The organism is Acinetobacter sp. YH12211 (genome assembly GCF_013418015.1).
Lineage (GTDB): Bacteria > Pseudomonadota > Gammaproteobacteria > Pseudomonadales > Moraxellaceae > Acinetobacter > Acinetobacter towneri.
On sequence record NZ_VPCW01000001.1, the window covers coordinates 106,625 to 131,470 of the forward strand.

General features: G+C 42.7%; 18 protein-coding genes, 5 tRNA genes and 1 pseudogene. 2 read left to right on the top strand and 22 right to left on the bottom strand.

All coding sequences use genetic code 11. The features are described from left to right. Nucleotides 1–5: 5 nt before the first annotated feature. The 5 genes and pseudogenes from htpG to FTU98_RS00515 form a co-directional block, all read right to left on the bottom strand. Nucleotides 6–1,922 carry a molecular chaperone HtpG gene (gene htpG / locus FTU98_RS00495; RefSeq protein WP_180050049.1) on the bottom strand — a complete coding sequence of 639 codons (1,917 nt, stop codon included), beginning with the start codon at nucleotides 1,920–1,922 and terminating at the stop codon, nucleotides 6–8. A gap of 94 nt (nucleotides 1,923–2,016) precedes the next feature. Further along, nucleotides 2,017–2,361: a lysozyme inhibitor LprI family protein gene (locus tag FTU98_RS00500; RefSeq protein WP_178865975.1), complete on the bottom strand. Its 345-nt coding sequence runs from the start codon at nucleotides 2,359–2,361 to the stop codon at nucleotides 2,017–2,019. A 172-nt stretch (nucleotides 2,362–2,533) separates the two neighbouring features. Beyond that, nucleotides 2,534–3,124, bottom strand: coding sequence for an OmpW family protein (locus FTU98_RS00505; RefSeq protein ID WP_180043869.1), 591 nt, complete (start codon nucleotides 3,122–3,124; stop codon nucleotides 2,534–2,536). A 572-nt stretch (nucleotides 3,125–3,696) separates the two neighbouring features. Then, entirely contained in the window at nucleotides 3,697–5,073 is a 1,377-nt protein-coding gene (locus tag FTU98_RS00510) for a Na+/H+ antiporter family protein (RefSeq protein ID WP_180050052.1), read from the bottom strand. Between the two features lie 107 nt (nucleotides 5,074–5,180). Beyond that, nucleotides 5,181–6,062, bottom strand: a pseudogene (locus tag FTU98_RS00515) (alpha/beta fold hydrolase). Nucleotides 6,063–6,183: 121 nt separating this feature from the next. Here FTU98_RS00515 and FTU98_RS00520 point away from each other — a divergent pair. Together FTU98_RS00520 and FTU98_RS00525 are read left to right on the top strand one after the other, a co-directional pair. Continuing rightward, nucleotides 6,184–6,669, top strand: a complete 486-nt coding sequence (locus FTU98_RS00520) for a DUF4442 domain-containing protein (protein ID WP_180050055.1) — start codon at nucleotides 6,184–6,186, stop codon at nucleotides 6,667–6,669. Between the two features lie 208 nt (nucleotides 6,670–6,877). After that, the gene (locus FTU98_RS00525; protein ID WP_096902328.1) at nucleotides 6,878–7,729 is read left to right on the top strand and encodes an alpha/beta hydrolase; all 852 of its coding nucleotides are present in this window, start codon (nucleotides 6,878–6,880) and stop codon (nucleotides 7,727–7,729) included. 102 nt (nucleotides 7,730–7,831) lie between these two features. Here the strand turns inward: FTU98_RS00525 and FTU98_RS00530 are convergent, their stop codons facing one another. The 17 genes from FTU98_RS00530 to trpE form a co-directional block, all read right to left on the bottom strand. Next, entirely contained in the window at nucleotides 7,832–8,188 is a 357-nt protein-coding gene (locus FTU98_RS00530) for a DNA transfer protein p32 (RefSeq protein ID WP_096902329.1), read from the bottom strand. Between the two features lie 109 nt (nucleotides 8,189–8,297). Further along, complete coding sequence (locus tag FTU98_RS00535; RefSeq protein WP_154321134.1) at nucleotides 8,298–8,858, bottom strand: hypothetical protein; 561 nt, start codon at nucleotides 8,856–8,858, stop codon at nucleotides 8,298–8,300. 151 nt (nucleotides 8,859–9,009) lie between these two features. Next, nucleotides 9,010–13,209 (bottom strand): DNA-directed RNA polymerase subunit beta', encoded by a 4,200-nt coding sequence (rpoC, locus tag FTU98_RS00540; protein WP_096902331.1) that lies wholly within the window; start codon nucleotides 13,207–13,209, stop codon nucleotides 9,010–9,012. Between the two features lie 157 nt (nucleotides 13,210–13,366). Continuing rightward, nucleotides 13,367–17,455, bottom strand: coding sequence for a DNA-directed RNA polymerase subunit beta (gene rpoB, locus FTU98_RS00545; protein WP_131260966.1), 4,089 nt, complete (start codon nucleotides 17,453–17,455; stop codon nucleotides 13,367–13,369). Between the two features lie 307 nt (nucleotides 17,456–17,762). Further along, nucleotides 17,763–18,134, bottom strand: a complete 372-nt coding sequence (rplL, locus tag FTU98_RS00550; protein WP_004975779.1) for a 50S ribosomal protein L7/L12 — start codon at nucleotides 18,132–18,134, stop codon at nucleotides 17,763–17,765. Nucleotides 18,135–18,182: 48 nt separating this feature from the next. After that, nucleotides 18,183–18,689: a 50S ribosomal protein L10 gene (gene rplJ / locus FTU98_RS00555; RefSeq protein ID WP_004975777.1), complete on the bottom strand. Its 507-nt coding sequence runs from the start codon at nucleotides 18,687–18,689 to the stop codon at nucleotides 18,183–18,185. Nucleotides 18,690–19,010: 321 nt separating this feature from the next. Next, nucleotides 19,011–19,706: a 50S ribosomal protein L1 gene (rplA, locus tag FTU98_RS00560; RefSeq protein WP_004975774.1), complete on the bottom strand. Its 696-nt coding sequence runs from the start codon at nucleotides 19,704–19,706 to the stop codon at nucleotides 19,011–19,013. Nucleotides 19,707–19,709: 3 nt separating this feature from the next. Then, nucleotides 19,710–20,138 carry a 50S ribosomal protein L11 gene (rplK, locus tag FTU98_RS00565; RefSeq protein WP_004975771.1) on the bottom strand — a complete coding sequence of 143 codons (429 nt, stop codon included), beginning with the start codon at nucleotides 20,136–20,138 and terminating at the stop codon, nucleotides 19,710–19,712. Between the two features lie 116 nt (nucleotides 20,139–20,254). Beyond that, the gene (nusG, locus tag FTU98_RS00570) at nucleotides 20,255–20,788 is read right to left on the bottom strand and encodes a transcription termination/antitermination protein NusG (protein WP_004975770.1); all 534 of its coding nucleotides are present in this window, start codon (nucleotides 20,786–20,788) and stop codon (nucleotides 20,255–20,257) included. Nucleotides 20,789–20,795: 7 nt separating this feature from the next. After that, nucleotides 20,796–21,236 carry a preprotein translocase subunit SecE gene (secE, locus tag FTU98_RS00575; RefSeq protein ID WP_004975769.1) on the bottom strand — a complete coding sequence of 147 codons (441 nt, stop codon included), beginning with the start codon at nucleotides 21,234–21,236 and terminating at the stop codon, nucleotides 20,796–20,798. Between the two features lie 73 nt (nucleotides 21,237–21,309). After that, nucleotides 21,310–21,385: transfer RNA gene (locus tag FTU98_RS00580), tRNA-Trp, on the bottom strand. A 51-nt stretch (nucleotides 21,386–21,436) separates the two neighbouring features. Further along, a complete protein-coding gene (gene tuf, locus FTU98_RS00585; protein WP_004975768.1) occupies nucleotides 21,437–22,627 on the bottom strand; it encodes an elongation factor Tu in 1,191 nt (396 codons plus the stop codon). A 148-nt stretch (nucleotides 22,628–22,775) separates the two neighbouring features. Further along, a tRNA-Thr gene (locus FTU98_RS00590) sits at nucleotides 22,776–22,850 on the bottom strand. A 14-nt stretch (nucleotides 22,851–22,864) separates the two neighbouring features. Further along, a tRNA-Gly gene (locus FTU98_RS00595) sits at nucleotides 22,865–22,940 on the bottom strand. Nucleotides 22,941–22,976: 36 nt separating this feature from the next. Continuing rightward, nucleotides 22,977–23,060: transfer RNA gene (locus FTU98_RS00600), tRNA-Tyr, on the bottom strand. A gap of 55 nt (nucleotides 23,061–23,115) precedes the next feature. Then, a tRNA-Thr gene (locus FTU98_RS00605) sits at nucleotides 23,116–23,191 on the bottom strand. 98 nt (nucleotides 23,192–23,289) lie between these two features. Beyond that, a complete protein-coding gene (trpE, locus tag FTU98_RS00610; protein ID WP_180050058.1) occupies nucleotides 23,290–24,783 on the bottom strand; it encodes an anthranilate synthase component I in 1,494 nt (497 codons plus the stop codon). Between the last annotated feature and the right edge of the window lie 63 nt (nucleotides 24,784–24,846).

Below are 24,846 nucleotides of genomic sequence, written 5' to 3' on the forward strand. Positions count from 1 at the left end.
CAGACTTACTTTAACAGTAAGCTATTAATACGTTTCACATATTCCGCTGGGTCTTCAGGCAAGCCACCTTCAGCAATAACAGCTTGATCAAAAATCACATGCGCCAAATCATCAAATTGATTGGAATCCTGTAATTTTTTCACCAAAGGATGCTCTGGGTTGATTTCCAAAATTGGCTTCATATCAGGTACAGCTTGCCCTGCGTCCTTCAACATACGAATCAATTGTGGTGACAGTTCACCTTCACCTGTTACCAAACAAGCAGGAGAATCAACCAAACGTGTAGTCACACGCACTTCTTTGGTTTTACCGCTTAAAGATGCAGACAATTGCTCAACCACAGGTTTAAATTGTTCTGCAGCCGCGTCTAAAGCTTTCTTCTCTTCAGCATCTTGTAGATCGCCTAAATCAACCGCACCTTTAGATACGTTTTGCATTGGCGTGCCATCAAACTCCTGCACAAAGTTCATCGCCCACTCGTCTACGCGTTCTGCCATCAACAACACTTCAATGCCTTTTTTCTTAAACAACTCCAACTGTGGAGAATGCTTTGCTGCGTTCAAGTTGTCTGCCGTAACGTAGTAAATGGCTTTCTGACCTTCTTTCATTCGCGCTTTATAGTCCGCCAATGAGGTACTGATGTCATCATTGCTTGAAGTGGCATAGCGTAATAATTTCAGGATACGTTCACGGTTGCCAAAGTCTTCGCCTAAGCCTTCTTTTAAGACTGAACCAAATTCTTGATAGAATTGCTTAAATTTTTCTTGGTCTTTTTCATCTTCAGACTTGGCTAAATTGTCCAACATGGTCAACACACGACGGGTATTGCCTTCGCGGATGGTTTTAACATCACGGCTTTCTTGCAATAACTCACGGCTCACGTTCAATGGCAAATCGGCGCTATCCACCACACCTTGTACAAAACGTAGATAGTTCGGGATCAGGTTCTCTGCCTCATCCATAATAAATACGCGCTTCACATACAATTTAATCCCCGCTTTGGCTTCACGAGTAAAAATGTTGTGCGGTGCTTTACTTGGCACATACAACAACTGGGTGTATTCAGTACTGCCTTCAACGCGGTTATGCGCCCATGCCAATGGTGCGTCAAAATCATGACTGAGGTTTTTATAAAATTCGATGTACTGTTCTTCACTAATTTCGTTTTTATTGCGCGTCCACAACGCACTGGCCGAGTTAATTGCTTCCCATTCATCAGTTTTCACATACTGACCTGCTTTCGGCGTTTCACCTTCAGCTGCTTCTTCTTGCTGCCATACTTCTTTCTGCATTTGAATTGGCAAACTGATGTGATCAGAGTATTTATTGATGATCTGCTTAACTTTGTAGCTTTCTAAATAATCCAGTGCATCTTCACGCAAGTGCAGAATAATATCGGTACCCCGTTCTGCTTTGTGAATTTGCTCGACATCAAACTCGCCAGTACCCGCACTGCTCCAACGCACGGCTTCATCTGCAGCCAATCCTGCACGGCGTGATTCCACAGTAATTTTATCCGCCACGATAAAACCTGAATAAAAACCCACACCAAATTGACCAATCAATTGCGCATCGGCTTTTTGATCGCCTGTCAATTTCGACATAAAATCTTTGGTGCCCGATTTGGCAATGGTACCCAAATGTTCAATCGCTTCCTGTTGGCTTAAACCAATGCCGTTATCTGAAATGGTTATGGTTTTTTGATCTTGATCTAAACGAATACGCACACGTAAATCAGGATCATTTTCATAATATTCAGGATGATTGATACCCTCAAAACGTAATTTGTCGCAGGCATCTGATGCGTTAGAAATCAGTTCACGCAAGAAAATTTCAGGGTTGGAATAAAGAGAATGGGTCACCAAATGTAATAACTGCGCCACTTCGGCTTGGAAACTGTGTTTTTGGCTTTGCTCGCTCATTCATCACTCCTTAAATTCATAAACATGGTTATTGTTGGATGTGTTAATGAATTGGAGTGATTGCCTGATTTTTCAAGCCTAAACCTAGAAAAATTTAAAAAGGTGCACGTTGATAAACCTGATTTAAATGATCCTCCAATTTCTGCTGACGCAAATTATACACTTGGGTTAAACAATCGACGGAAGCGCCACAACGATCACGCAACTCTAACCAGCGAAATTGTTCATCACGAATTTGTGAGCGCGTCCCCATAGCGACCAAACGGCTGACGATACGATAGGTGGTGGCCATTTTCACATCGGCATCATTGACCGCACGATGTTCACAAATGGCATGTTCTGTTGGTGTTCTGGCTTTCTCACAAGAAAAACTCGCCGCATGCCCCGCGACACTCAGCATTAAACCAACACATATAGGCCAACCGTATTTTATCAACATGAATTAATTCCTTCTTTATCGTTCTTTACTTTATCTTTCAGACTGTAAATGAACATGGCACATGCACTCAATTTTTTCATTCGATACATTTGTTATTTTTTGCAATAAAAAACCCCATCAAAAAGATGGGGTTGCGCTGATTTTTATTATTATAAAGAGCTACTTTTTATGATTAGAATTTGTAGCTATAACCGATGGTGTACACCATTGGGTCGATGTCTAGATCAAATGGTTTTAAACCTTCGATTTCAACTTCTGGGCTTAATTGTGCATAACGTGCATCAAAGAATACGCCCCAGTTTTTTGCATCGGCTGGCTGGAAGTTAAAACCGATTTGACCTGCAAAACCAAAGTCTTCTTTTACCTTAACTTTACCTAAATCAGATTTTTCATCCCATGCAACAAATGCAGTACCACCGACACCAATGTATGGTGTGAAACGGGTTGAATTTTTAAAATTATATTTAGCAGTCAATGTTGGTGGTAAATGCTTAATCTTAACAGCAGAATCACCATTCACTAACACATCGTGGCTAATTGGCGTAGCCAACAATAATTCTGCAGAGATATTATCATTAAAGAAATATTCTACTGAAGGTGTAAATGCATATTCATGATCAGCCTCAACATTAGCTGCACCACCTAGAATATCTGTATCTTGTGTTGGAGAAATTACAGAACCACCAACTTTAACTTGCCATTGACCTGCCATAGCAGAAGCAGACATTCCCATTAATGCAATTAGAGCAACTTGCTTTAACATTTCAAAACCACCTTTAGAATAAAAATCTTAACGCTTAATTAATATTAAACACGACCACTATTAATATGCAACACATATTAAACATAATATTTTAATTATTTTATAAGCTATTAATTATTATATAAATTTATTTTAAATAGACCAAATTACTTGGTTTTAAAATCCGAGTTAATTAATAGAGTTTATATTATTATTTCCCGACTATATTACTCAATTTTATTTTAAAAATATATTAAAAGATTTATTTAAAATACATCTTATATTTATTTAAAAACTAACACAAATTTATTTTAAATAGATTAATTCACTCAGACTTTCTATTTTTAAATCATAGAAAATCAATAAAATTATCCAAATTAAATAAAGAGAATTAAAATCATCTTCATTCTAATATTAGAAGTTAATTACAACGAAAAATGGATCATTTTGTTAGAGAGTTTGAATTTTGTATTGGGTTTCAATAGGCAGATTTGAGGATGAATTTGAGGAAGATTCTTCTTGTCGTTTTAGCACGATGCTGCAACGTGCCCAGTCTATTCTGAACACGTGCGCTTAAAAATTTTGGTGATAATTTACAGCACCATCGCTGCAATCCAGCCAAAAATCATCAATGGAATATTAAAGTGAATAAAAGTCGGTACCACACTGTCCTTCATGTGGTCGTGCTGCCCATCCATATTTAAACCCGAAGTTGGCCCCAAGGTTGAATCCGATGCTGGAGAACCCGCATCTCCTAAGGCTGCTGCTGTACCAATAATCGCAATGGTTGCTGCAGGGCTAAAACCGAACTGCAAACATAAAGGCACATAAATAATCGCTAAAATAGGCACGGTAGAGAAAGATGAGCCAATCCCCAAGGTGATTAACAAACCAATCAATAACATTAAAAATGCAGCCAAAGCTTTGCTATTGCCAATCCATTCCACCGACGCTTCTACCAAAGCAGGCACTTGATTAGTCGCTTCAATCACTGAAGCGAAACCTTGTGCAGCAATCATAATAAAGCCGATGAGTGCCATCATACGCATACCTGTAATGATCACATCATCTGCTTCTTTCCATTTGAAAATTCCCGCACAGCTTAAAATGGCAACACCCACCAAACCTGCCAGAATCATCGAATCTGAATACAATTGCACCGCCAAGGTTGCAATAATCGCAAACACTGCCATCCACAAGGTAAATTTTGCAATCTGAGGCGCTTGTAGGGTTGGCGCGGCGGTATTTGCATTGAGCTCACTCGAAATGCTTTGGGTACGCTCTACCTGCACATCTTGATAATGTCGAGGCTTACGATAGCTCACAAACAACGCGATCAATAGCCCAATAAACATCCCAAACACAGGAATAAACATGGCAGCAGGAATATCTTCATTTTGAATGGCAAAACCATACGGAGCACCAAAGGTGTTGATATTGTGCGCCAAAATATCATTCAGAAAGATTGCACCGAAACCCACAGGAACAAACATATAGGTGGCAACCAAACCAAAAGTCAGCAAACAAACCACTGCACGACGGTCTAGGTTTAAATGATTGAAAACACTTAATAAAGGTGGAATCAATACAGGAATAAATGCAATATGTACAGGGATTAAGTTTTGTGAAAATACCGCTGCCAAAGCCACAGTAAAATAAATCAGATATTTAACGCGGTTCTGTACCTTAGTATTACTGCCACCTGTTAAAGTGCGAATCAGCTTATACGCCAATAAGTCTGGCAAACCTGAACGTGCCAAAGCCAAAGCAAATGCACCTAAAATACCGTAAGCAAGAGCAATTTTAGCGCCACCACCTAAACCATTATTAAACGCATCTAAAGTGCCTTGTAAGCCTAAACCAGCCAGTAAACCACCTGAGACTGCACCAATAACCAAGGCAAAAACCACAGGCACACGAGCCAACGACAATCCGAACATGATTGCAATGGCAGCAAGAATTGCGAACATAAGAGATGAAAATTCAAAAAAGAAGCTATTTTATCAGAGATTATGCAGATTGGAGTTGACCAAACATTCAACTCCGACAAATGAATCTAAGTATGATCAAGCAAAAATCACTGATTTTCATGCTTATAAGCAAAGTCACGGATAGCTGTAGCAACAGCTTGTGGCTGACTAAGAATTGCCCAATGATTGGCAGCCAACTCTACACGTTGAAAATCATCTACCCAAAGCGACATTTCATCAATCAATTCAGCACCCACAAATTGATCATATTTCAAGACAATAGCTTGCACAGGACAAATTGCATAACGTTGACGCGGCTTTAATAAACGTGGGATAAAATTGGCACGATATAAATTGACGCCATAGCGCCCATCTTTGCGGATATTAGGATTGACCGGAATATCTTGATCGCGTTCTAAGCGCATCACTACCTGACGCCATTGTTCAGGTTGAAAGAACTGCCAAACTGTAGGCGCAAGTGCAGGAAGTTGAAAGGCAGCAATATACCAAGATTTACGCATTTGTTTGAAAAATTTAATTTTATTTTCAGAAAACTGCTTACGCATCCAGAACGCTGCATGATCCAAACATGGGCCTGAAATACTGCTGTACGATAAAATTCGTCCCTTTAATTCTGGATCCGTCACTGCTTCCCAAGACTGAATTGAACCCCAGTCATGAGCTGCCAAGTGAAATGCACGCTGCCCCAAAACGGCATTAGCAACAGTCATTAAATCTGCAGCCAATTGAGCCAAGCTATAGGCACGAATGGATTTGGGAATGGAGGATTGTCCCGCACCACGTACATCGTACATCGTAACTCACCACATAAAAATCTTGCACCAACACGGCAATCACCCGTTCCCAGACTTCTTGGTTATCTGGATAGCCATGCACCAAAATCAGTGCAGGTGCTTTTTTTCGCCCCAAGTTTTGACATAGAGCTGTTGTCGATCAGAGGTTTCAATCCATTGCGTTTGCGCTTGCATATACATCTTTTTTATTTTTATTCACCTTTGTTGCACTCAGCATAACAAAACATGCCATATTGATGCCTAAATTTTAGACTAATATAAGGCATCCAGACTTGAAAGATATAGTTAAAATCATATGAATCTGCTTAAAAAACTACAAAGTATTCCACTTATTTCTAAATATTTTTTAAATCGGTACCCACCCTATCGGGGTGCAGGTATTGAAATTGATCAAATCGATTTAGCCAACCACCATGTCCGTGTCAAAATGCCACTCACTCGCAAAAATCAAAATATTGTCGGCGTACATTTTGGCGGCAGCCTCTATTCCATGGTAGATCCATTTTATATGTTAATTCTGATGCATCACTTGGGTTCAACATATATTGTTTGGGATAAAGCGGCAACGATTCATTTCCTCGCCCCAGGACGCAGTACGGTGTATGCCGATATTCGCCTGAGTGCCGCTGAAGTCGAGGAAATCAAACAGATCGCAGAAGACTATGCTCCTCTGACACGTCAATATACGCTCAATATTATCGATGAATCAGGTGTACAAATTGCAGAAGTGCATAAAACGTTATATATCCGACGTAAAAAGCCCAAAGCCGTAGCAACGTAATTTTTAGCTCACATAAAAACGCAGAATCTAATGATTCTGCGTTGTTGGTAATATTATTTTAATCAAAAGACAAAAAGATCAATGTCACCGACAAACTTCTCTACTCTTTTTGAGCAGGTATGAATTAATTAACGTATTACTGTTGATACATCAGTGGATCATAAAAATTATAAACATTGATAGTATTTAAAATTAAAGGATCATTAAAATGAAAAAAAATCTTGTGCCAATCTTTTCCCTACTTTGTTTCTATTCATCGACATCCCTCCATGCTTTGGTGCCGAATACATTTACCAAAGTCCAGACTTTGAAAAATGTGGCTTATGGATCTCATCCTCAACAAGTGATGGATGTCTATTTCCCTGCCAAAGTACTCACAGATCAAACACCAGCCCCGCTCATGATGATGGTCCATGGCGGTGCTTGGAAAATGGGTGATAAAAATCATGCTGCTGTGGTCAAAAATAAGCTGAGTTACTGGACCAAGCAAAACTGGATTTTTGTGTCTATCAACTATAGATTAGTTCCAGATGTGACCGTACAGCAGCAAACTCAGGATATCGCCCAAGCGCTTATTTATATCCAAAATCAGGCACCGCATTGGCATGCTGACTCAAAACGCTTGGTGCTGATGGGACATTCTGCGGGCGCACACCTGGTCAGTCTATTAACCGTTCGCCCCCATTGGCTGGCACCCCAGCCACAGCCTTGGCGTGCTACAGTTGCTTTAGATAGCGCGGCTTATGATATAGAAAAGATAATGCAAACACGTCATGCACGTTTTTATGATCAAGCCTTTGGTGATCAACCTTCCAACTGGAAAGCCCTTTCTCCGATAGCTCAGCTACATCAAGCTTTACCTGCATTTCTCGCGGTGTGCTCAACCATCCGTGCAGATCAACCCTGTACTCAAGCTCGACAATTTATTCAACAAGCACAGAAATTCGGAACTCAAACCCAGTTATTGCCTGTCCGACTTTCACATGCTGAAATCAACAAGTCATTGGGACAAAATAATGCTTATACTCAAGCAGTCAATCAATTTATCCAAACGCATTAATTTTTCAGCTAGCGCATAAAAAACGCAGAATCATAAGACTCTGCGTTGGATGTACTGAAATATAAATACTTCAGTAGGATGGCATGGCTGTTCGTATTCAGATTAACGCTTTTGCTCGATGGCTGCACCAGCACCACCACCAACAGCACCACCGATTGCAGCGCCTGCATTACCACCTATCACTTCTTTACCTAAAATTGAACCAATCGCACCGCCAATTCCACTATAGGTTGCGTTACGGTTAGAACCATCTTGGGTTTTACTTCCAACTGCCGCACCTGCACCTGCGCCTGCTGCTGCACCAACACTACCACCTACGCTGTTACCCGCTGCGCCACCAACGGCACCGCCTAATGCTGCTGCACCAATACGTTGGTCATTTGAACTCATGCTCTCACAACCCGCCATTAACATGGTCGATACAGTTGCAACTGCCAATACGCTAAATACTTTTTTCATCGCGATGTCTCCCCGCTGTTGTTGATTTTAAGTGTAGTGCATCTTGCGGCATCAACTTTGAAAAATCTGTTACCAAGCACAGTAAGATATGAGTATTTCTGTAAAATGCTTAAGGCATCATAAAGGATTCTGTACCCTCTTCTTCAAGTACCACCACATCACGTGTGGTTTTACCATCTTCAGTAAACACAGCATGAGAAACTGTTTCTTTGCTTTCAGGCGTTTTGACCCGATCCAGTTTTAATGTGCGATGAATTGGCGCCTGCCCCTGCTTATATTCCATGCCTTCTGCATCAATCGTTTTCACTTCAGAAATGACTTTACCATCCTGCTTTAGGGTTTTATTCAACTCAATTTTTGAGGTTGGTACAATCACCCCACCTTTTTGAATCACAGGAATACCCAATTGTTTCTCTGAAAACTGTGCTTGATCATCATCAAAAACAACTTCCTTTGCCACAATATCTTTACCCTGATTGCTCACTTCAAAAATCGTGGCTTCTACATGGCGTATAGGCTTTTCACCTGTCACTGTACGAATCACTTCAGTTTTTAGAATAGGCACAATGGCTTTGTCTTTCACCACAATGCTGTTTGGCATTGGTGCAGCCGAAACAGACACACTCAGTAGCATTGCCGATAAACACAGTGTCAGTCCTCTAAATTGCATAAGCTATCCCCTTAGTTTTCTTGATATTTTTAAATTGTTCTTAATTCACTATATGCAATATTGCGGCTTTATTAAAGCAAAATATGCAACTAAAACGTTGGCAAAAAAAAGACGCCTCGAAAGGCGTCTTTAAATGATGCTTTAAAACGAATTAGAGATCGTTAAATTCATCGCTAAATGCTTGGCTTAATGCTTGATCTACATCAGAGAAATCATTCACTAATGCCAATTCAGCAGCTTCAGCTTCTTGACGACGACGCTCTAAGTGGTAAGCAAGACCCGTACCTGCTGGGATCAAACGACCCACAACAACGTTCTCTTTCAAGCCACGTAAATCATCTTCTTTACCTGTTACAGCCGCTTCAGTTAACACACGTGTAGTTTCCTGGAACGATGCAGCAGAAATGAACGAGTCTGTTGAAAGCGATGCTTTGGTGATACCCATCAATTGACGTTCAAACTTCGCTGGGAACTTGTTTTGTGCAAGTACAGCTTGGTTTTCTTGTACCACGCGAATGTAATCCACTTGTTCGCCTTTGATGAAGCTCGTATCGCCACCATCGGTGATTTCAACTTTACGCAACATTTGACGCACGATGACTTCAATGTGCTTATCGTTAATTTTTACACCTTGTAAGCGGTAAACGTCTTGAACTTCGTTCACGATGTAGTTGGTTAATGCCACTTCACCTTTCAAGCGTAAGATGTCATGTGGGTTTTGTGGACCATCAGAAATGGTTTCACCACGGTTCACATGCTCACCTTCAAACACATTGATGTTACGCCATTTTGGAATCAACTCTTCGTAAATCTCAGAGCCATCATCTGGTGTAATCACTAAACGGTTCTTACCTTTGGTTTCTTTACCAAAGCTCACGATACCTGACACTTCTGCAAGAATCGCATGCTCTTTCGGCTTCCGTGCTTCGAACAAGTCAGCTACACGTGGCAGACCACCGGTAATATCACGAGTACGTGAAGATTCTTGTGGTACACGACCAATAACGTCACCCACACCGATATTTTCGCCATCACGGACAGAAAGAATCGTGTTCTGTGGCAAGAAGTAGAACTGTTCGCCACCATCCACAGTGTCTAATACCACAGCAGGACGTAAGTCTTTACCTGACGCAGGACGTGAAGTCACTGGCAAGATTTCAACTGTGGTCATACCTGTTGCATCATCAGTTTTCGAGGTTGCAGTCACGCCATCAGCAATTTGGCTGAAACGGATTTTACCCGCAACTTCGGTCACAAGTGGATGCGTGTGTGGATCCCAAGTCGCCACAATACCGCCAGCTTCTACCGCTTCGCCATCTTTGAGCAAGATTGACGCACCGTATGGCAGTTTATAACGCTCACGCTCACGACCTAACTCATCGGCAATACCAATTTCACCTGAACGTGAAACAGATACCAAGTGACCTTTAGCGTGTTGTACAGTTTTCACGTTATGGAACCGTACTGAACCTTTGTTACGCACTTGTACGCTATTGGCTGCAGAAGTTCGGCTTGCCGCACCACCCACGTGGAATGTACGCATGGTTAACTGTGTACCTGGCTCACCAATCGATTGAGCAGCCATTACACCCACAGATTCACCTGGATTCACCAAGTGACCACGTGCTAGGTCACGACCATAACACTTCGCACATACACCAAAGGTCGATTCACAAGATACCACTGAACGTACTTTTACTTCATCGACACCTTGCTCTTCTAAGAAGTTAGCAAGTTTTTCATCAATGAGTGTGTTACGTGGCAGAATAACTTCGTCTGAACCCGCTTTCTTCACATCTTCTGCAGTTACACGACCTAATACACGCGTACCAAGGTTTTCAATGACATCACCACCTTGAATGAATGGTGTCATCACTAAACCGCCATAAGTACCGCAATCTGGCTCAGTAATTACCAAGTCTTGTGCAACGTCAACCAAACGACGTGTCAAGTAACCTGAGTTCGCTGTTTTCAATGCGGTATCGGCCAAACCTTTACGCGCACCGTGAGTTGAAATGAAGTACTGAAGTACCGTCAAACCTTCACGGAAGTTCGCTTTAATTGGCGTTTCAATGATCGAACCATCTGGTTTCGCCATCAAACCACGCATACCCGCCAACTGACGAATCTGTGCCGCACTACCACGCGCACCTGAATCCGACATCATGTAGATCGAGTTGAATGATTTTTGCTTCTCGTCTTCACCCTGTTTGTTTTTCACAGTTGTGAATGACAAGTTGTCCATCATCGCTTTAGCAACTTGGTCGTTGGTACGTGCCCAAATATCGACCACTTTGTTATAACGCTCACCCGCAGTTACGAAGCCTTGCTCGAACTGTTGTTCAATTTCACGAACTTCAGTTTCTGCTTTTTCAATAATTGCTTGTTTTTGTGGTGGAATAACCATGTCTTCCATACCCACAGAAACACCTGAACGTGTCGCTTGACGGAAGCCCAAGTACATCAATTGGTCTGCAAAAATAACCGTGTCTTTTAGACCTAATTTACGGTAGCAAGAGTTGATTAACTTTGAGATGTTCTTTTTGTTCATCTCTAGGTTAATTTGCTCGAAGCTTAAACCTTCAGGCACAACTTCCCAAAGCAAGCAGCGACCTGGTGTCGTATCTACAACAATAGTTTGTTGCTCACGCTCACCATTTTCATTGATTACGGTTTGGTGTACACGTGCTTTTACGCGAGCGTGTAAGTCAACTTGACCCGTTGCAAGTGCACGGTTTACTTCGTGCGTATCTGCAAACACCATGCCTTCACCTTTGGCATTGATTGCATCACGCGTGATGTAATACAAGCCCAAGACAACGTCCTGAGATGGTACGATGATTGGCTCACCGTTCGCAGGAGACAAGATGTTGTTGGTCGACATCATTAACGCACGCGCTTCTAATTGCGCTTCAAGTGTTAATGGTACGTGTACCGCCATTTGGTCACCGTCGAAGTCAGCGTTGAACGCAGCACAAACGAGTGGGTGTAGACGGATGGCTTTACCTTCAATCAGGATCGGTTCAAATGCTTGAAGACCCAAACGGTGAAGTGTAGGCGCACGGTTCAACATCACTGGGTGTTGACGAATTACAGAGGCAAGTACGTCCCAAACTTCTGGGGTTTCGCGCTCAACCATTTTCTTCGCAGCTTTAATGGTGGTAGCTTGACCTGAAGCTTGTAGTTTCGCAAAGATGAATGGCTTGAACAGTTCAAGTGCCATTTTCTTCGGAAGACCGCACTGGTGTAAACGTAGGTTTGGACCAACGGTAATCACCGAACGACCTGAATAGTCAACACGCTTACCAAGTAAGTTTTGACGGAAACGACCTTGCTTACCTTTGATCATATCTGCCAAAGATTTAAGCGGACGCTTGTTTGAACCTGTGATTGCACGACCACGACGACCGTTATCTAACAAGGCATCAACAGACTCTTGTAACATACGTTTTTCGTTACGTACGATGATGTCTGGCGCTGCAAGGTCAAGAAGACGCTTCAAACGGTTGTTACGGTTAATCACACGACGATAAAGATCGTTCAAGTCAGACGTCGCAAAACGACCACCTTCAAGTGGAACCAACGGACGAAGATCTGGTGGAAGTACAGGCAGTACATTCATCACCATCCATTCTGGCTTGTTGTTCGACTCTTTGAACGCTTCCATCAACTTCAAACGCTTAGACGCTTTTTTCAGCTTAGTTTCTGAAGTTGTTTGTGGAATTTCTTCACGTAAACGAGCAATTTCAGCTTCAAGATCGATGTCTTTTAACAAGTCTTGAACTGCTTCAGCACCCATTTTCGCAGTGAATTCATCACCATGCTCTTCTAGAGCATTGAAGTATTCTTCGTCATTGAGAAGTTGATATTTCTCAAATGGCGTCATACCTGGGTCAGTAACCACATAAGATTCGAAATACAATACGCGCTCGATATCACGTAAAGTCATATCAAGTAATAAACCAATACGGCTTGGTAATGATTTCAAGAACCAAATGTGTGCAACTGGAGAAGCGAGTTCGATGTGACCCATACGCTCACGACGAACTTTTGCAGTCGTTACTTCAACGCCACATTTTTCACAAATGACGCCTTTGTATTTCATACGCTTGTATTTACCACACAAGCATTCGTAATCTTTTACTGGACCAAAAATTTTGGCACAGAATAAACCATCACGTTCAGGCTTAAACGTACGATAGTTAATGGTTTCTGGCTTTTTAACTTCACCGTGAGACCATGACTTAATCATTTCTGGTGACGCAAGACCAATACGGATGCGGTCAAACTCTACTGGAGCATGACCGTCTGAATCCGTCTTTTTGCGCATGATATCGAGCAAGTCTTTCAATTTTTTTCTCCGTGTGCTGGGAGGCTGTTTTCACATCCCAACTGGGTCACAAATATTGTTTTTTAACTGAGTTTTAATCCCCCTTAATCCCCCTTTTTCAAAGGGGGAAAAGTCCCTCTTTTATAAAGAGGGATTTAGGGAGATTTAATGGAGATGCTTAGTCACCATTTTTCAGTTCAATGTTGATACCTAAAGAACGGATCTCTTTGGTCAATACGTTAAACGATTCAGGCATACCTGGGTCCATATAATGGTTACCATCTACAATGTTCTTATAGATACGGGTACGACCTTCAACGTCATCCGACTTCACAGTGAGCATTTCTTGAAGTGTGTATGCAGCACCGTATGCTTCAAGTGCCCAGACTTCCATCTCACCGAAACGCTGACCACCGAATTGTGCCTTACCACCCAACGGCTGTTGCGTTACAAGTGAGTAAGAACCTGTAGAACGCGCGTGCATCTTGTCATCCACCAAGTGGTTGAGTTTGAGCATGTACATATAACCTACAGTCACTGGACGGTCGAATTTCTCGCCTGTACGACCATCGTACAACACGGTTTGACCTGAACGTGGTAATTCAGCCAGTTCAAGTAATTCTTTAATTTGACCTTCTTCTGCACCATCAAATACAGGAGTAGCCAATGGAACACCTGCACGTAAGTTGCCAGCCAATACCAAGATTTCATCATCAGTTAAGCTGTCAAGATCTTCTTGCTCGCCACCGACTTTGTTATAAATCTTGTCTAGGAACTCACGTAGTTCAGCAATTTCGCGTTGTTGTTTGAGCATTTTATCAATTTGCTCACCCAAACCTTTGGCTGCCATACCCAAGTGTGTTTCAAGAATCTGACCCACGTTCATACGCGATGGTACGCCTAGCGGGTTCAATACGATATCTACTGGTACACCGTTAGCATCGTGTGGCATGTCTTCTACAGGCAAGATGTTTGATACAACACCTTTGTTACCGTGACGACCCGCCATCTTGTCACCCGGTTGGATGCGACGTTTAACAGCAAGGTAAACTTTAACAACTTTCAATACGCCCGTAGTGAGTTCATCGCCTGTAGAAAGCTTACGTTTCTTCTCAGCGAATTTCTCATCAATTTCAAAGCTCTTCTCTTTCAAGAAAGTTTGAATTTGAGTTAAACGCTCAGCAATTGCTTCATCACTTGGTTGAATTTCAAGTAGATCAACTAACTCTAAACCAGACAACACATCTTCAGAAAGTTTGTCGCCACGTTTAGTTGTACCGCCACCGTTAGATTCTTGACCTTTTAATAAGCGGATAATACGTTCACGCGCTGCTTCTTCAAAGATTTTGTATTCTTCTTTCAAGTCTTTGCGGTATGCATCAAGTTGTGCTTTTTCAATCGCTTGTGCACGTTCGTCTTTTTCTAGACCATCACGGGTAAAGACTTGAACGTCAATCACAGTACCTTTAGTACCTGATGGAACGCGCAATGATGAATCTTTCACATCTGCTGCTTTTTCACCGAAGATTGCACGAAGCAATTTTTCTTCAGGCGTTAACTGAGTTTCACCCTTAGGCGTTACTTTACCAACAAGAATGTCGCCTGCAGTCACTTCAGCACCAATGTAAACGATACCAGACTCGTCTAGTTTAGACAGTGCAGCTTCGCCCACGTTTGGAATATCAGCTGTGATTTCTTCCGCACCCAATTTGGTATCACGTGCAACACATGACAATTCTTGAATGTGAATCGAAGTTAAACGGTCTTCTTGAAGTACACGCTCAGAAAGCAAGATCGAGTCTTCGTAGTTATAGCCATTCCAAGTCATGAACGCGACACGCATGTTCTGACCGAGTGCAAGCTCACCGCCATCTGTAGATGGACCGTCAGCCAATACATCACCACGACCTACCTTATCACCCATCTTCACCAAAACTTTTTGGTTAATACAAGTGTTTTGGTTTGAACGTGTGTATTTGATCAGGTTGTAGATATCTACACCTGCTTCACCCGCGATCATTTCTTCTTCGTTCACACGAATGACTACACGTGAAGCATCGACATATTCAATACGACCACCACGGTTTGCAATCACACATACACCTGAGTCATGTGCTACGTTCGCTTCCATCCCTGTACCCACAAGTGGTTTATCAGCGATAAGCGTCGGAACAGCCTGACGTTGCATGTTCGATCCCATCAAGGCACGGTTGGCGTCATCGTGCTCAAGGAATGGAATCAGTGATGCTGCTACAGATACAACCTGCTGTGCAGAAACGTCCATGTGCGTCACGCGCTCTGGCGGCATACGCACGAAGTCACCTTGGTGACGTACAGATACGAATTCTTCTGTTAAATTGCCATCTTGGTCTACGCTTGAGTCCGCTTGCGCAATGATCGTGCCCACTTCTTCAATTGCAGATAAATACTCAACCTCATCGGTTACACGACCATCAACCACTTTACGGTATGGCGTTTCCAAGAAGCCAAAATTATTACATTTTGCATAAACAGAAAGCGAGTTGATCAAACCAATGTTTGGACCTTCAGGCGTTTCAATTGGACACACACGACCATAGTGAGTTTGGTGTACGTCACGTACCTCAAAGCCTGCACGTTCACGTGTCAAACCACCTGGACCAAGCGCAGATACGCGACGCTTGTGGGTAATTTCAGACAACGGGTTGTTTTGGTCCATGAACTGAGACAATTGGCTTGAACCAAAGAATTCTTTGATTGCAGCAGCCACTGGCTTCGCATTGATTAAATCTTGCGGAGACAGGTTGTCTGTTTCAGCTTGTGACAAACGCTCTTTTACAGCACGCTCAACACGTACCAAACCAACACGGAATTGGTTTTCAGTCATCTCGCCCACTGAACGTACGCGACGGTTACCCAAGTGGTCGATATCGTCGACTTCACCTTTACCGTTACGGATTTCGATCAATGTTTTAAGTACATCGGTAATGTCTTCGTTAGACAAAATACCTTCAACTTCACGTGATTTCTGATCTGTACCCACTTCGTAAGGACGACCCAAACGACGGTTGAACTTCATACGACCTACTGGCGATAAATCATAACGCTCAGAAGAGAAGAACAAGTTATTGAACAGATTTTCAGCGGCTTCTTTCGTCGGTGGCTCACCTGGACGCATCACTTTGTAGATTTCTACCAAAGCATCTTCACGACCAACAGTTGTATCTGCACGTAAGGTGTCCGCAATGAACGAACCACGGTCGATGTCATTGGTGAATAGGATGTTAAATTGTTTAACACCACCTTCTGCAAGTTTCACCATGATTTCATGGCTTAACAAGGTGTTTGCAGCAATCACATCGCCATCTTTTAGCTGGATGTCTTCTGCAGTAATACGTTCGTACAAGTACTCATCAGGAACTGAAAGCTTCTCAAGACCAGCTGCTTCCATTTGACGTACGTGACGCGCATTAATGCGTTTACCTTGCTCAACAATCACTTTGCCGTCAGTATCAGTGATGTCAAATTGTGCCATTTCGCCACGTAAGCGTTCTGGGACAAGGTCAATTTGGTAGCTACCCATGTCTAAATAGACAGGTACTTTCTCAAAGAACAAGTCTAGGATTTGTTCATTGCTATAGCCCAATGCACGCAACACTACAGTCGCAAGCAATTTACGACGACGGTCAATACGCACATAAACGAGGTCTTTGGCATCGAATTCAAAGTCTAACCATGAGCCACGGTAAGGAATAATGCGTGCTGAATACAACACTTTACCGCTCGAGTGGGTCTTACCTTTATCGTGGTCAAAGAACACGCCTGGTGAACGGTGTAATTGAGAAACAATTACACGCTCAGTACCGTTAATCACAAAGGTACCGTTATCCGTCATCAATGGCATTTCGCCCATGTAGACTTCTTGCTCACGCACATCTTTGATTGATTTCGTTTCACGATCTTTAATGATCAAACGAATTTTTACGCGCATTGGTGCCGCATAAGTTGAGCCGCGAAGAATACACTCACGTACATCAAACTCAGGCTTACCAAGACTATACTCAACAAATTCTAAAGCAGCATTGCCAGAATAACTTTCTATAGGAAAAACTGAACGAAATGCGGCTTGGAGACCGATATCTTCGCGGCTTTTTGGAGTTTTGCCATCTTGAAGGAAAGTACGGTACGAGTCGACTTGAATCGAAAGCAAGTACGGTGCATCCATTACTTGGGGCAATTTACCAAAATTCTTACGGATCCGTTTCTTTTCGGTATATGAGTATGCCATCTGGAGTCCTCGGAAAGTAAACTAAACCCGCCTGCAGAACGGGTTTAGAAGGAATTACGCAGGCCGATATGGCCACCACTCTTTACAAATGCTGCAATTTTTAGTGGTATTAAAACGCTTAACAATATTTTTAAATGTGGAAAAATATTGGTAAGCGTTTGATTTTATTGATTTATATTGTTTTCGATGGTTTTCCCATCATTCAAACAAAAATCGAGCCGATAATTGTAACGCAAAAAGGCTGATGACCCAAGAGCCATCAGCCATTTTTTGGAGTCGATTATAAAAAAATCGACTCCCCTTAAGATTACTTAAGTGTAACTGTAGCACCAGCTTCTTCAAGTTTCTTCTTAAGCTCTTCACCTTCTTCTTTAGAAACAGCTTCTTTGATCACTGAAGGAGCGCCTTCAACGATGTCTTTAGCTTCTTTAAGACCAAGGCCAGTAGCTTCACGAACTGCTTTAATTACAGCAACTTTGTTCGCACCGAAAGAAGTCAACTCAACGTTGAATTCAGATTGCTCTTCTGCAGCAGCAGCGCCAGCGCCTGGAGCAGCAGCAACAGCAACAGCAGCAGCTGATACATTGAATTTCTCTTCAAAAGCAGAGATAAGTTCAACAAGTTCAAGAACAGTTTTTTCAGCAACTGCGTTTAAGATTTCTTCGTTAGTTAAAGCCATGAGAATAACTCCAAATGGAAATTGAATGGTGTGGAAATAAATTTAAGCTTATGCAGCTTCTGACTCGTTTTTCTCTTTGAGCGCAGTAATAAGGCGACCCAATTTCGAAATAGGAGCTTGAAGAACGTTTGCAAGCATAGTAAGCGCTTTTTCTTGGTTCGGAAGATTCGCAATTACGCTAACTTCAGCACCTTTATAAAGTTTGCCGTCAAATGCAGCAGCTTTAAGTTCAAATGCTTTATTCGTTTTAGCGAATTCTTCGAACAAGCGTGCAGCTGCACCCATGTCGTCTTCAGAAGTTGAGAAAGCTAAAATTGTTGGGCCAACAAGGTTGTCGTTCAAGATCGTGAATTGCGTATCTTGAAAAGCACGTTTAGCCAAAGTATTACGTACAACACGTGTAGTAACACCTAATTTACGCGCTTCAACACGTAGAGCCGTTAATTGCTCAACGCTCATACCTTGATAGTCAGCAACAACAGCAGAGAACGCTTTAGAAGCAACTTCGTTAACTTCTGCTACGATCTGTTTTTTGTCTTCGATAAGAAGAGCCATTGTAAAACCTCCTAACGGTGATTTATGTGCTTACGTGAAGCACACTCCCAATTCGTAAATTCATTGCTGAACTTACACGCGGAGGAGGAATAAATCACACCACCGCGTCTACCCAGGCTGGAAGATTAAGAAAGCAGCATAAAACTACTCTCGCCTGAGGTCTTTGACGCTGATAAATTCTCATTTACCAATTCAAAGTCCGCCTGAATGTCCCCCTCTCCTGCTAGAAGAGGGTTAGGGAGAGGTTTAACCCTCATCCCGACCTTCTCCCAGAGGGAGAAGGAGACTTTTCAGGACTTTAAAATTCTTTCTAAGTCAGACTTAGTTAGAAACGTTCTGTACATCAATAACAAGACCAGGACCCATAGTAGAGCTCAAAGTGATCTTTTTGATGTATACGCCTTTAGAAGTTGCAGGCTTTAACTTTTTCAAGTCAGCAACTAAGGTTTCAACGTTTGAACGAACTGCTTCAGCAGTAAAGCCAACTTGACCAATCGCAGCGTGGATAATACCCGCTTTGTCTACACGGTAACGCGCTTGACCTGCTTTTGCATTTTTAACTGCAGTCGCAACGTCAGGAGTTACAGTACCCACTTTAGGGTTTGGCATTAAGCCACGTGGACCAAGAATCGTACCCAACTTACCTACTACGCGCATTGCATCCGGAGCTGCAATCACAACGTCAAAGTCAAGGTTACCCGCTTGAATGCTTTCAGCTAAGTCGTCGAAACCAACTACGTCTGCGCCTTCAGCTTTAGCAGCTTCTGCAGCAGCACCTTGAGCGAAAACAGCTACACGTACAGTTTTACCAGTACCTGCAGGAAGTGTAGTCGCACCACGAACAACCTGATCAGATTTACGTGGGTCAACACCTAGGTTTACCGCAACATCCAAAGATTCTTTGAATTTAGCAGCAGGAAGGTTGTTTAGAACTTCAACTGCTTCTTCCAAAGTGTAAACTTTGTTTGCTTCTACAGCAGCAGCAATGGCTTTTTGACGTTTAGTTAACTTTGCCATGTCTTATAGCTCCACATCCAAGCCCATAGAACGTGCAGAACCAGCAATGGTACGCACACGTGCTTCTAAATCAGCACCAGTTAAATCTGGTTCTTTAGTAGTCGCGATTTCTTCTAATTGAGCACGAGTCAACTTACCAACTTTGTTTTTGTTAGGTACAGCTGAACCCTTTTGAATGCCTGCAGCTTTCTTAAGAAGAATTGCAGCAGGAGGAGTTTTCATGATGAATGTGAACGACTTGTCGTTGTACACAGTGATCACTACAGGAATTGGCAAACCTGGTTCAACTTTTTGTGTAGCAGCATTGAATTCTTTACAGAATGCCATGATGTTAACACCACGTTGACCTAATGCAGGACCAATTGGTGGAGATGGATTCGCTTTACCAGCTGGAACTTGCAGCTTGATATAGCCGTCAATCTTCTTAGCCATTTCAAATTACCTCTGGGTACAAACGCCGCTAGGCTCCCCAATATTTTAAGTAACGATACCGTTACAACAACAATGCCCGATTCATCATAAATCGGGCGTTTTCCAACCACTCAAACTTAAACGGATTTTTCGACTTGACGAAATTCCAGCTCAACCTGAGTAGGTCGATTAAATACATTAATTGTCAACGTTAAACGTGACTTCTCGTATTGAACTTCTTCCACCACGCCTTTAAAGTCGGTGAATGGACCATCAATCACAAGTAATTCTTCGCCTGGTTCAAACATCGTCTTCGGACGAGGTGCTTCACCAGTATTGCGTACACGTGCAAGAATCGCGTCAGCTTCTTTTTGCGTAATTGGGGCAGGCTTTTCTGCTGTACCACCAATAAAACCTAAAACTTTTGGACACTCTTTAACAATGTGCCAAGTTTCATCGTTCATTTCCATTTCAACCAATACATAGCCTGGAAAGAACTTACGCTCTGACTTACGTTTCTTACCATCCTTCATTTCTACCACTTCTTCGGTAGGAACAAGGACTTCACCAAAGCTATCGGCAACAGCGCTACGCTGGATTCGATCATTAAGCGAACGCATCACTTGTTTTTCATAACCTGAGTAGGCATGAATAATGTACCAACGTTTCATAGCTCTTTTACCCGATAATTAACTTGATTGCCCAGCCTAACAAATAGTCAAAACACCACAATACAATTGAAGTGACTACAACAACAATCAATACATGCCATGACGTTGTTACAGTTTCCTGTTTAGTAGGCCAAGTGACTCGACGTAACTCAATACGTGAATCTTTAAGCAAACGAACAAAGCCTTTGCCTTGATGGGTGGCGTATAATAAACCTAAAGCCACAACGATACAAGCCAAAATTACCCCAACACGCACCCAAATATCATTGGCTGGTGCCCAATACGCAGGAAGATGCTGATTCACCATCATCGAAGCAATGAATAAAATCAAAGCGATACCCCACAACACGTAGTCTAATGGAGAACTCGATTGAACAACTTCAGCAGAATTATTTCTTTGAGGGATTGGCGCGTCGCTTAATGCGTCACGCGATTTATCATTCGACATTTTTGTACTCGTCGTAGAATTCGCGACTTATTATATGACTAGATTAGCCGACATCAAGCTTTTTTAAAAAAAGTGGCAGGCCAGGAGGGACTCGAACCCCCAACATTCGGTTTTGGAGACCGACGCTCTACCAATTGAACTACTGACCTACAAAACAGAACGAGAGCCAAAGCTCTCGACCTGTTTAACACATTCTATAATTATGCTGTTACTTTAGCAACAACACCCGCACCTACAGTACGACCACCTTCACGGATCGCAAAACGTAGACCTGGGTCCATTGCGATTGGGTGGATTAATTCTACTGACATTTCAACGTTGTCACCTGGCATTACCATTTCAACGCCTTCTTTCAACTGGATTGCACCAGTTACATCAGTTGTACGGAAATAGAATTGTGGACGGTAACCGTTAAGGAATGGAGTGTGACGACCACCCTCTTCTTTAGAAAGTACGTATACTTCCGCATCGAATTTAGTGTGTGGCTTGATTGTACCTGGCTTAGCAAGTACTTGACCACGTTGTACGTCTTCACGCTTAGTACCACGTAAAAGAACACCACAGTTCTCGCCCGCACGACCTTCGTCAAGAAGTTTACGGAACATTTCTACGCCAGTTACAGTTGTTTTAACTGTGTCTTTGATACCAACGATTTCAACTTCTTCGCCTACTTTCACGATACCAGTTTCTACACGGCCAGTTACTACTGTACCACGACCAGAAATAGAGAATACGTCTTCGATTGGCATTAAGAATGCTTGATCGATTGCACGTACTGGCTCTGGGATGTAAGTATCAAGCGCTTCAACAAGAGCAACTACAGCATCTTCGCCATATTGACCTGATTCACCGTTAAGTGCAGCAAGTGCTGAACCACGGATTACTGGAGTGTCGTCGCCTGGGAAGTCGTAAGTAGAAAGAAGTTCACGAACTTCCATTTCAACTAATTCGATTAACTCTTCGTCGTCTACGATATCGCATTTGTTTAAGAATACGATGATGTAAGGTACACCTACCTGACGAGAAAGAAGGATGTGTTCACGAGTTTGTGGCATTGGACCATCAGTCGCTGAACAAACAAGGATCGCACCATCCATCTGAGCAGCACCAGTGATCATGTTTTTAACATAGTCGGCGTGACCTGGGCAGTCTACGTGCGCGTAGTGACGAGTTGGGGAGTCGTATTCTACGTGAGAAGTATTAATTGTAATACCACGTGCTTTTTCTTCTGGTGCAGAGTCGATAGCAGCGTAATCTTTCGCTTCACCACCAAACTTACGTGCACATACTGTAGCAATCGCAGCTGTTAAAGTTGTTTTACCATGGTCAACGTGACCGATTGTGCCCACGTTAACGTGTGGCTTATTACGTTCAAACTTAGCCTTAGCCATGTTCATCTTCCTCGTTTACGTCGAACACAATGCTGAGTAAAACTCTGCCCCGACATATCGCCTAAAAAACTAGACACCTAATACTTGAAAAGCAGACTAATAAGCCTGCTTTTTGAAAATCTTGTGCGAATAATCGCTAAACTGTATCTGGAGCTCTTATCGAGATTTGAACTCGAGACCTCTCCCTTACCAAGGGAGTGCTCTACCACTGAGCTATAAGAGCGACAAATCCTTCGATGGAGCGGGAGACGAGGATCGAACTCGCGACATGCAGCTTGGAAGGCTGCCGCTCTACCAACTGAGCTACTCCCGCATCTATGTTGGTAATTACCACTTCTATCGAAGTTAATGGTGGTGGGAGAAGGATTCGAACCTTCGAAGCTTACGCGGCAGAGTTACAGTCTGCTCCCTTTGACCGCTCGGGAATCCCACCATTTTCACACTTACTCAGTGTTCGTTCTTTACTTAACAACTCAAACTCCCTAAGATGGTGCCGGCACACGGATTCGAACTGTGGACCTACTGATTACAAGTCAGTTGCTCTACCAACTGAGCTATGCCGGCGTTTCTTAGTGTTTCGTACGTTTCGTATCGGAACGGTGTGCAGTTTAGCAAAACTTGAAATCCGTGCAAGTGTTTTTTTCAAAAAAAACGCTAAAAACTCATAAAATCAATCCATTTGATGATAATTCAACCGCTTTGATCACTGCGCGAGCTTTTATTTGGGTTTCATTCCATTCAGATTCAGGATTTGAGTCCGCAACTAGACCTGCGCCTGCCTGCACATAGACCTTATTTTGACGAATAACACAGGTACGAATCGCAATCGACATGTCCATTTCGCCATGCCAGCCTAAATAACCAACAGCACCACCAAAAACACCACGTTTTATAGGCTCAACTTCATCAATAATTTCCATGGCACGAATTTTTGGTGCACCCGAAAGTGTCCCTGCAGGGAAAGTTGCCTGAAAAACATCCAAAGCATCGACATCGTCACGCACTTCACCTTGCACATTGGACACAATATGCATGACATGCGAATAACGCTCGATCACCATTTGATCAGTCACTTGTACTTTACCAATTTTGGCGATACGCCCGACATCATTACGCCCCAAGTCAATCAGCATTAAGTGTTCGGCAATTTCTTTTTCATCCGACAACAAATCTTGCTCAAGTGCCAAATCTTCTTCTTTGGTTTTACCGCGCGGGCGTGTACCTGCTAAAGGACGCACAGTGGCAATACCATTTTCCAAACGCGATAAAATTTCAGGTGATGAGCCGACAATATGAAACGGCTGATCATCGCCCAAAGTTTTGCCTTGTACCAAGAATAAGTACGGCGATGGGTTGAGATGGCGCAAAGCACGATAAACCTGTAACGGCTCACCATCAAAATCTGACACCATGCGATGCCCAGGCACTACTTGCATAACATCGCCTGCACGAATGTATTCTTTGACGGTATCAATGGTCGCCAAGAATTTTTCTTTGCCTGTAAGCGATTCAAAATGTGGTGGCGTATGTTTTTCTGCTTTTAGGCTAATCGGGGTTGCTAAAATTTCTTCTAGTGCATCGAGTTGTTGCTGCGCCTGAGTATAAGCATCTGCCTGCGCCGCATCAGCATGCACAATTAAGAACAAGGTATCTTTTAAGTTATCAAATACGATGACTGTTTTAGACAACATCATCCAAATATCAGGTAAACCGACTGGATCTTCTGCAGGCACATTCTTTAAACGAGGTTCGATATAACGCACTGCATCGTAACCAAAATAACCCACCAAACCACCTGTAAAGCTTGGCAATTCAGGCAAGTCGGCTTGTGTAGGTACTTTAAATTGCGCCTGAAAATCGCGGATATACTGAAACGGCTGCGCACAAGTTTGTTTTTCGATTGAACCATCGGCGTGTTGGATGGTGAGTTCACCCGCATTGCAGGAGAAAACTGTAGATTCACCCAAACCAATAATTGAATAACGCGCCCAGTTTTCACCGCCTTCTACAGACTCAAACAAATAAGCTTGTTGATGCTGCTTCAAACGCGCAAATACCGACAATGGAGTTTCGGTATCAGCCAAACGCTGGCGATATACAGGAATGAGGTTGTAGCCTGCTGCTTTAAGTTGTTCAAATTGAGTCTGAGTGGTCATGTGGAGCTCTCTATATTTCGATGTAGCAATGTTTTCGATAAGACGAAGTGAAGGACGGTTGTA

Bases quoted from the DNA above. Each gene is read 5' to 3' on its own strand.
- FTU98_RS00520 (WP_180050055.1), top strand. From the start codon at position 6,184: ATGAATCTGCTTAAAAAACTACAAAGTATTCCACTTATTTCTAAATAT.
- rplJ (WP_004975777.1), bottom strand. From the start codon at position 18,689: ATGGCTCTTCTTATCGAAGACAAAAAACAGATCGTAGCAGAAGTTAAC.
- trpE (WP_180050058.1), bottom strand. From the start codon at position 24,783: ATGACCACTCAGACTCAATTTGAACAACTTAAAGCAGCAGGCTACAAC.
- FTU98_RS00530 (WP_096902329.1), bottom strand. From the start codon at position 8,188: ATGAAAAAAGTATTTAGCGTATTGGCAGTTGCAACTGTATCGACCATG.
- rplK (WP_004975771.1), bottom strand. From the start codon at position 20,138: ATGGCTAAGAAGATTGACGGCTATATCAAGCTGCAAGTTCCAGCTGGT.
- FTU98_RS00525 (WP_096902328.1), top strand. From the start codon at position 6,878: ATGAAAAAAAATCTTGTGCCAATCTTTTCCCTACTTTGTTTCTATTCA.
- rpoB (WP_131260966.1), bottom strand. From the start codon at position 17,455: ATGGCATACTCATATACCGAAAAGAAACGGATCCGTAAGAATTTTGGT.
- FTU98_RS00510 (WP_180050052.1), bottom strand. From the start codon at position 5,073: ATGTTCGCAATTCTTGCTGCCATTGCAATCATGTTCGGATTGTCGTTG.
- FTU98_RS00505 (WP_180043869.1), bottom strand. From the start codon at position 3,124: ATGTTAAAGCAAGTTGCTCTAATTGCATTAATGGGAATGTCTGCTTCT.
- nusG (WP_004975770.1), bottom strand. From the start codon at position 20,788: ATGAAACGTTGGTACATTATTCATGCCTACTCAGGTTATGAAAAACAA.
- rplL (WP_004975779.1), bottom strand. From the start codon at position 18,134: ATGGCTTTAACTAACGAAGAAATCTTAAACGCAGTTGCTGAAAAAACT.
- rplA (WP_004975774.1), bottom strand. From the start codon at position 19,706: ATGGCAAAGTTAACTAAACGTCAAAAAGCCATTGCTGCTGCTGTAGAA.
- tuf (WP_004975768.1), bottom strand. From the start codon at position 22,627: ATGGCTAAGGCTAAGTTTGAACGTAATAAGCCACACGTTAACGTGGGC.
- FTU98_RS00500 (WP_178865975.1), bottom strand. From the start codon at position 2,361: ATGTTGATAAAATACGGTTGGCCTATATGTGTTGGTTTAATGCTGAGT.
- FTU98_RS00535 (WP_154321134.1), bottom strand. From the start codon at position 8,858: ATGCAATTTAGAGGACTGACACTGTGTTTATCGGCAATGCTACTGAGT.
- htpG (WP_180050049.1), bottom strand. From the start codon at position 1,922: ATGAGCGAGCAAAGCCAAAAACACAGTTTCCAAGCCGAAGTGGCGCAG.
- secE (WP_004975769.1), bottom strand. From the start codon at position 21,236: ATGTCGAATGATAAATCGCGTGACGCATTAAGCGACGCGCCAATCCCT.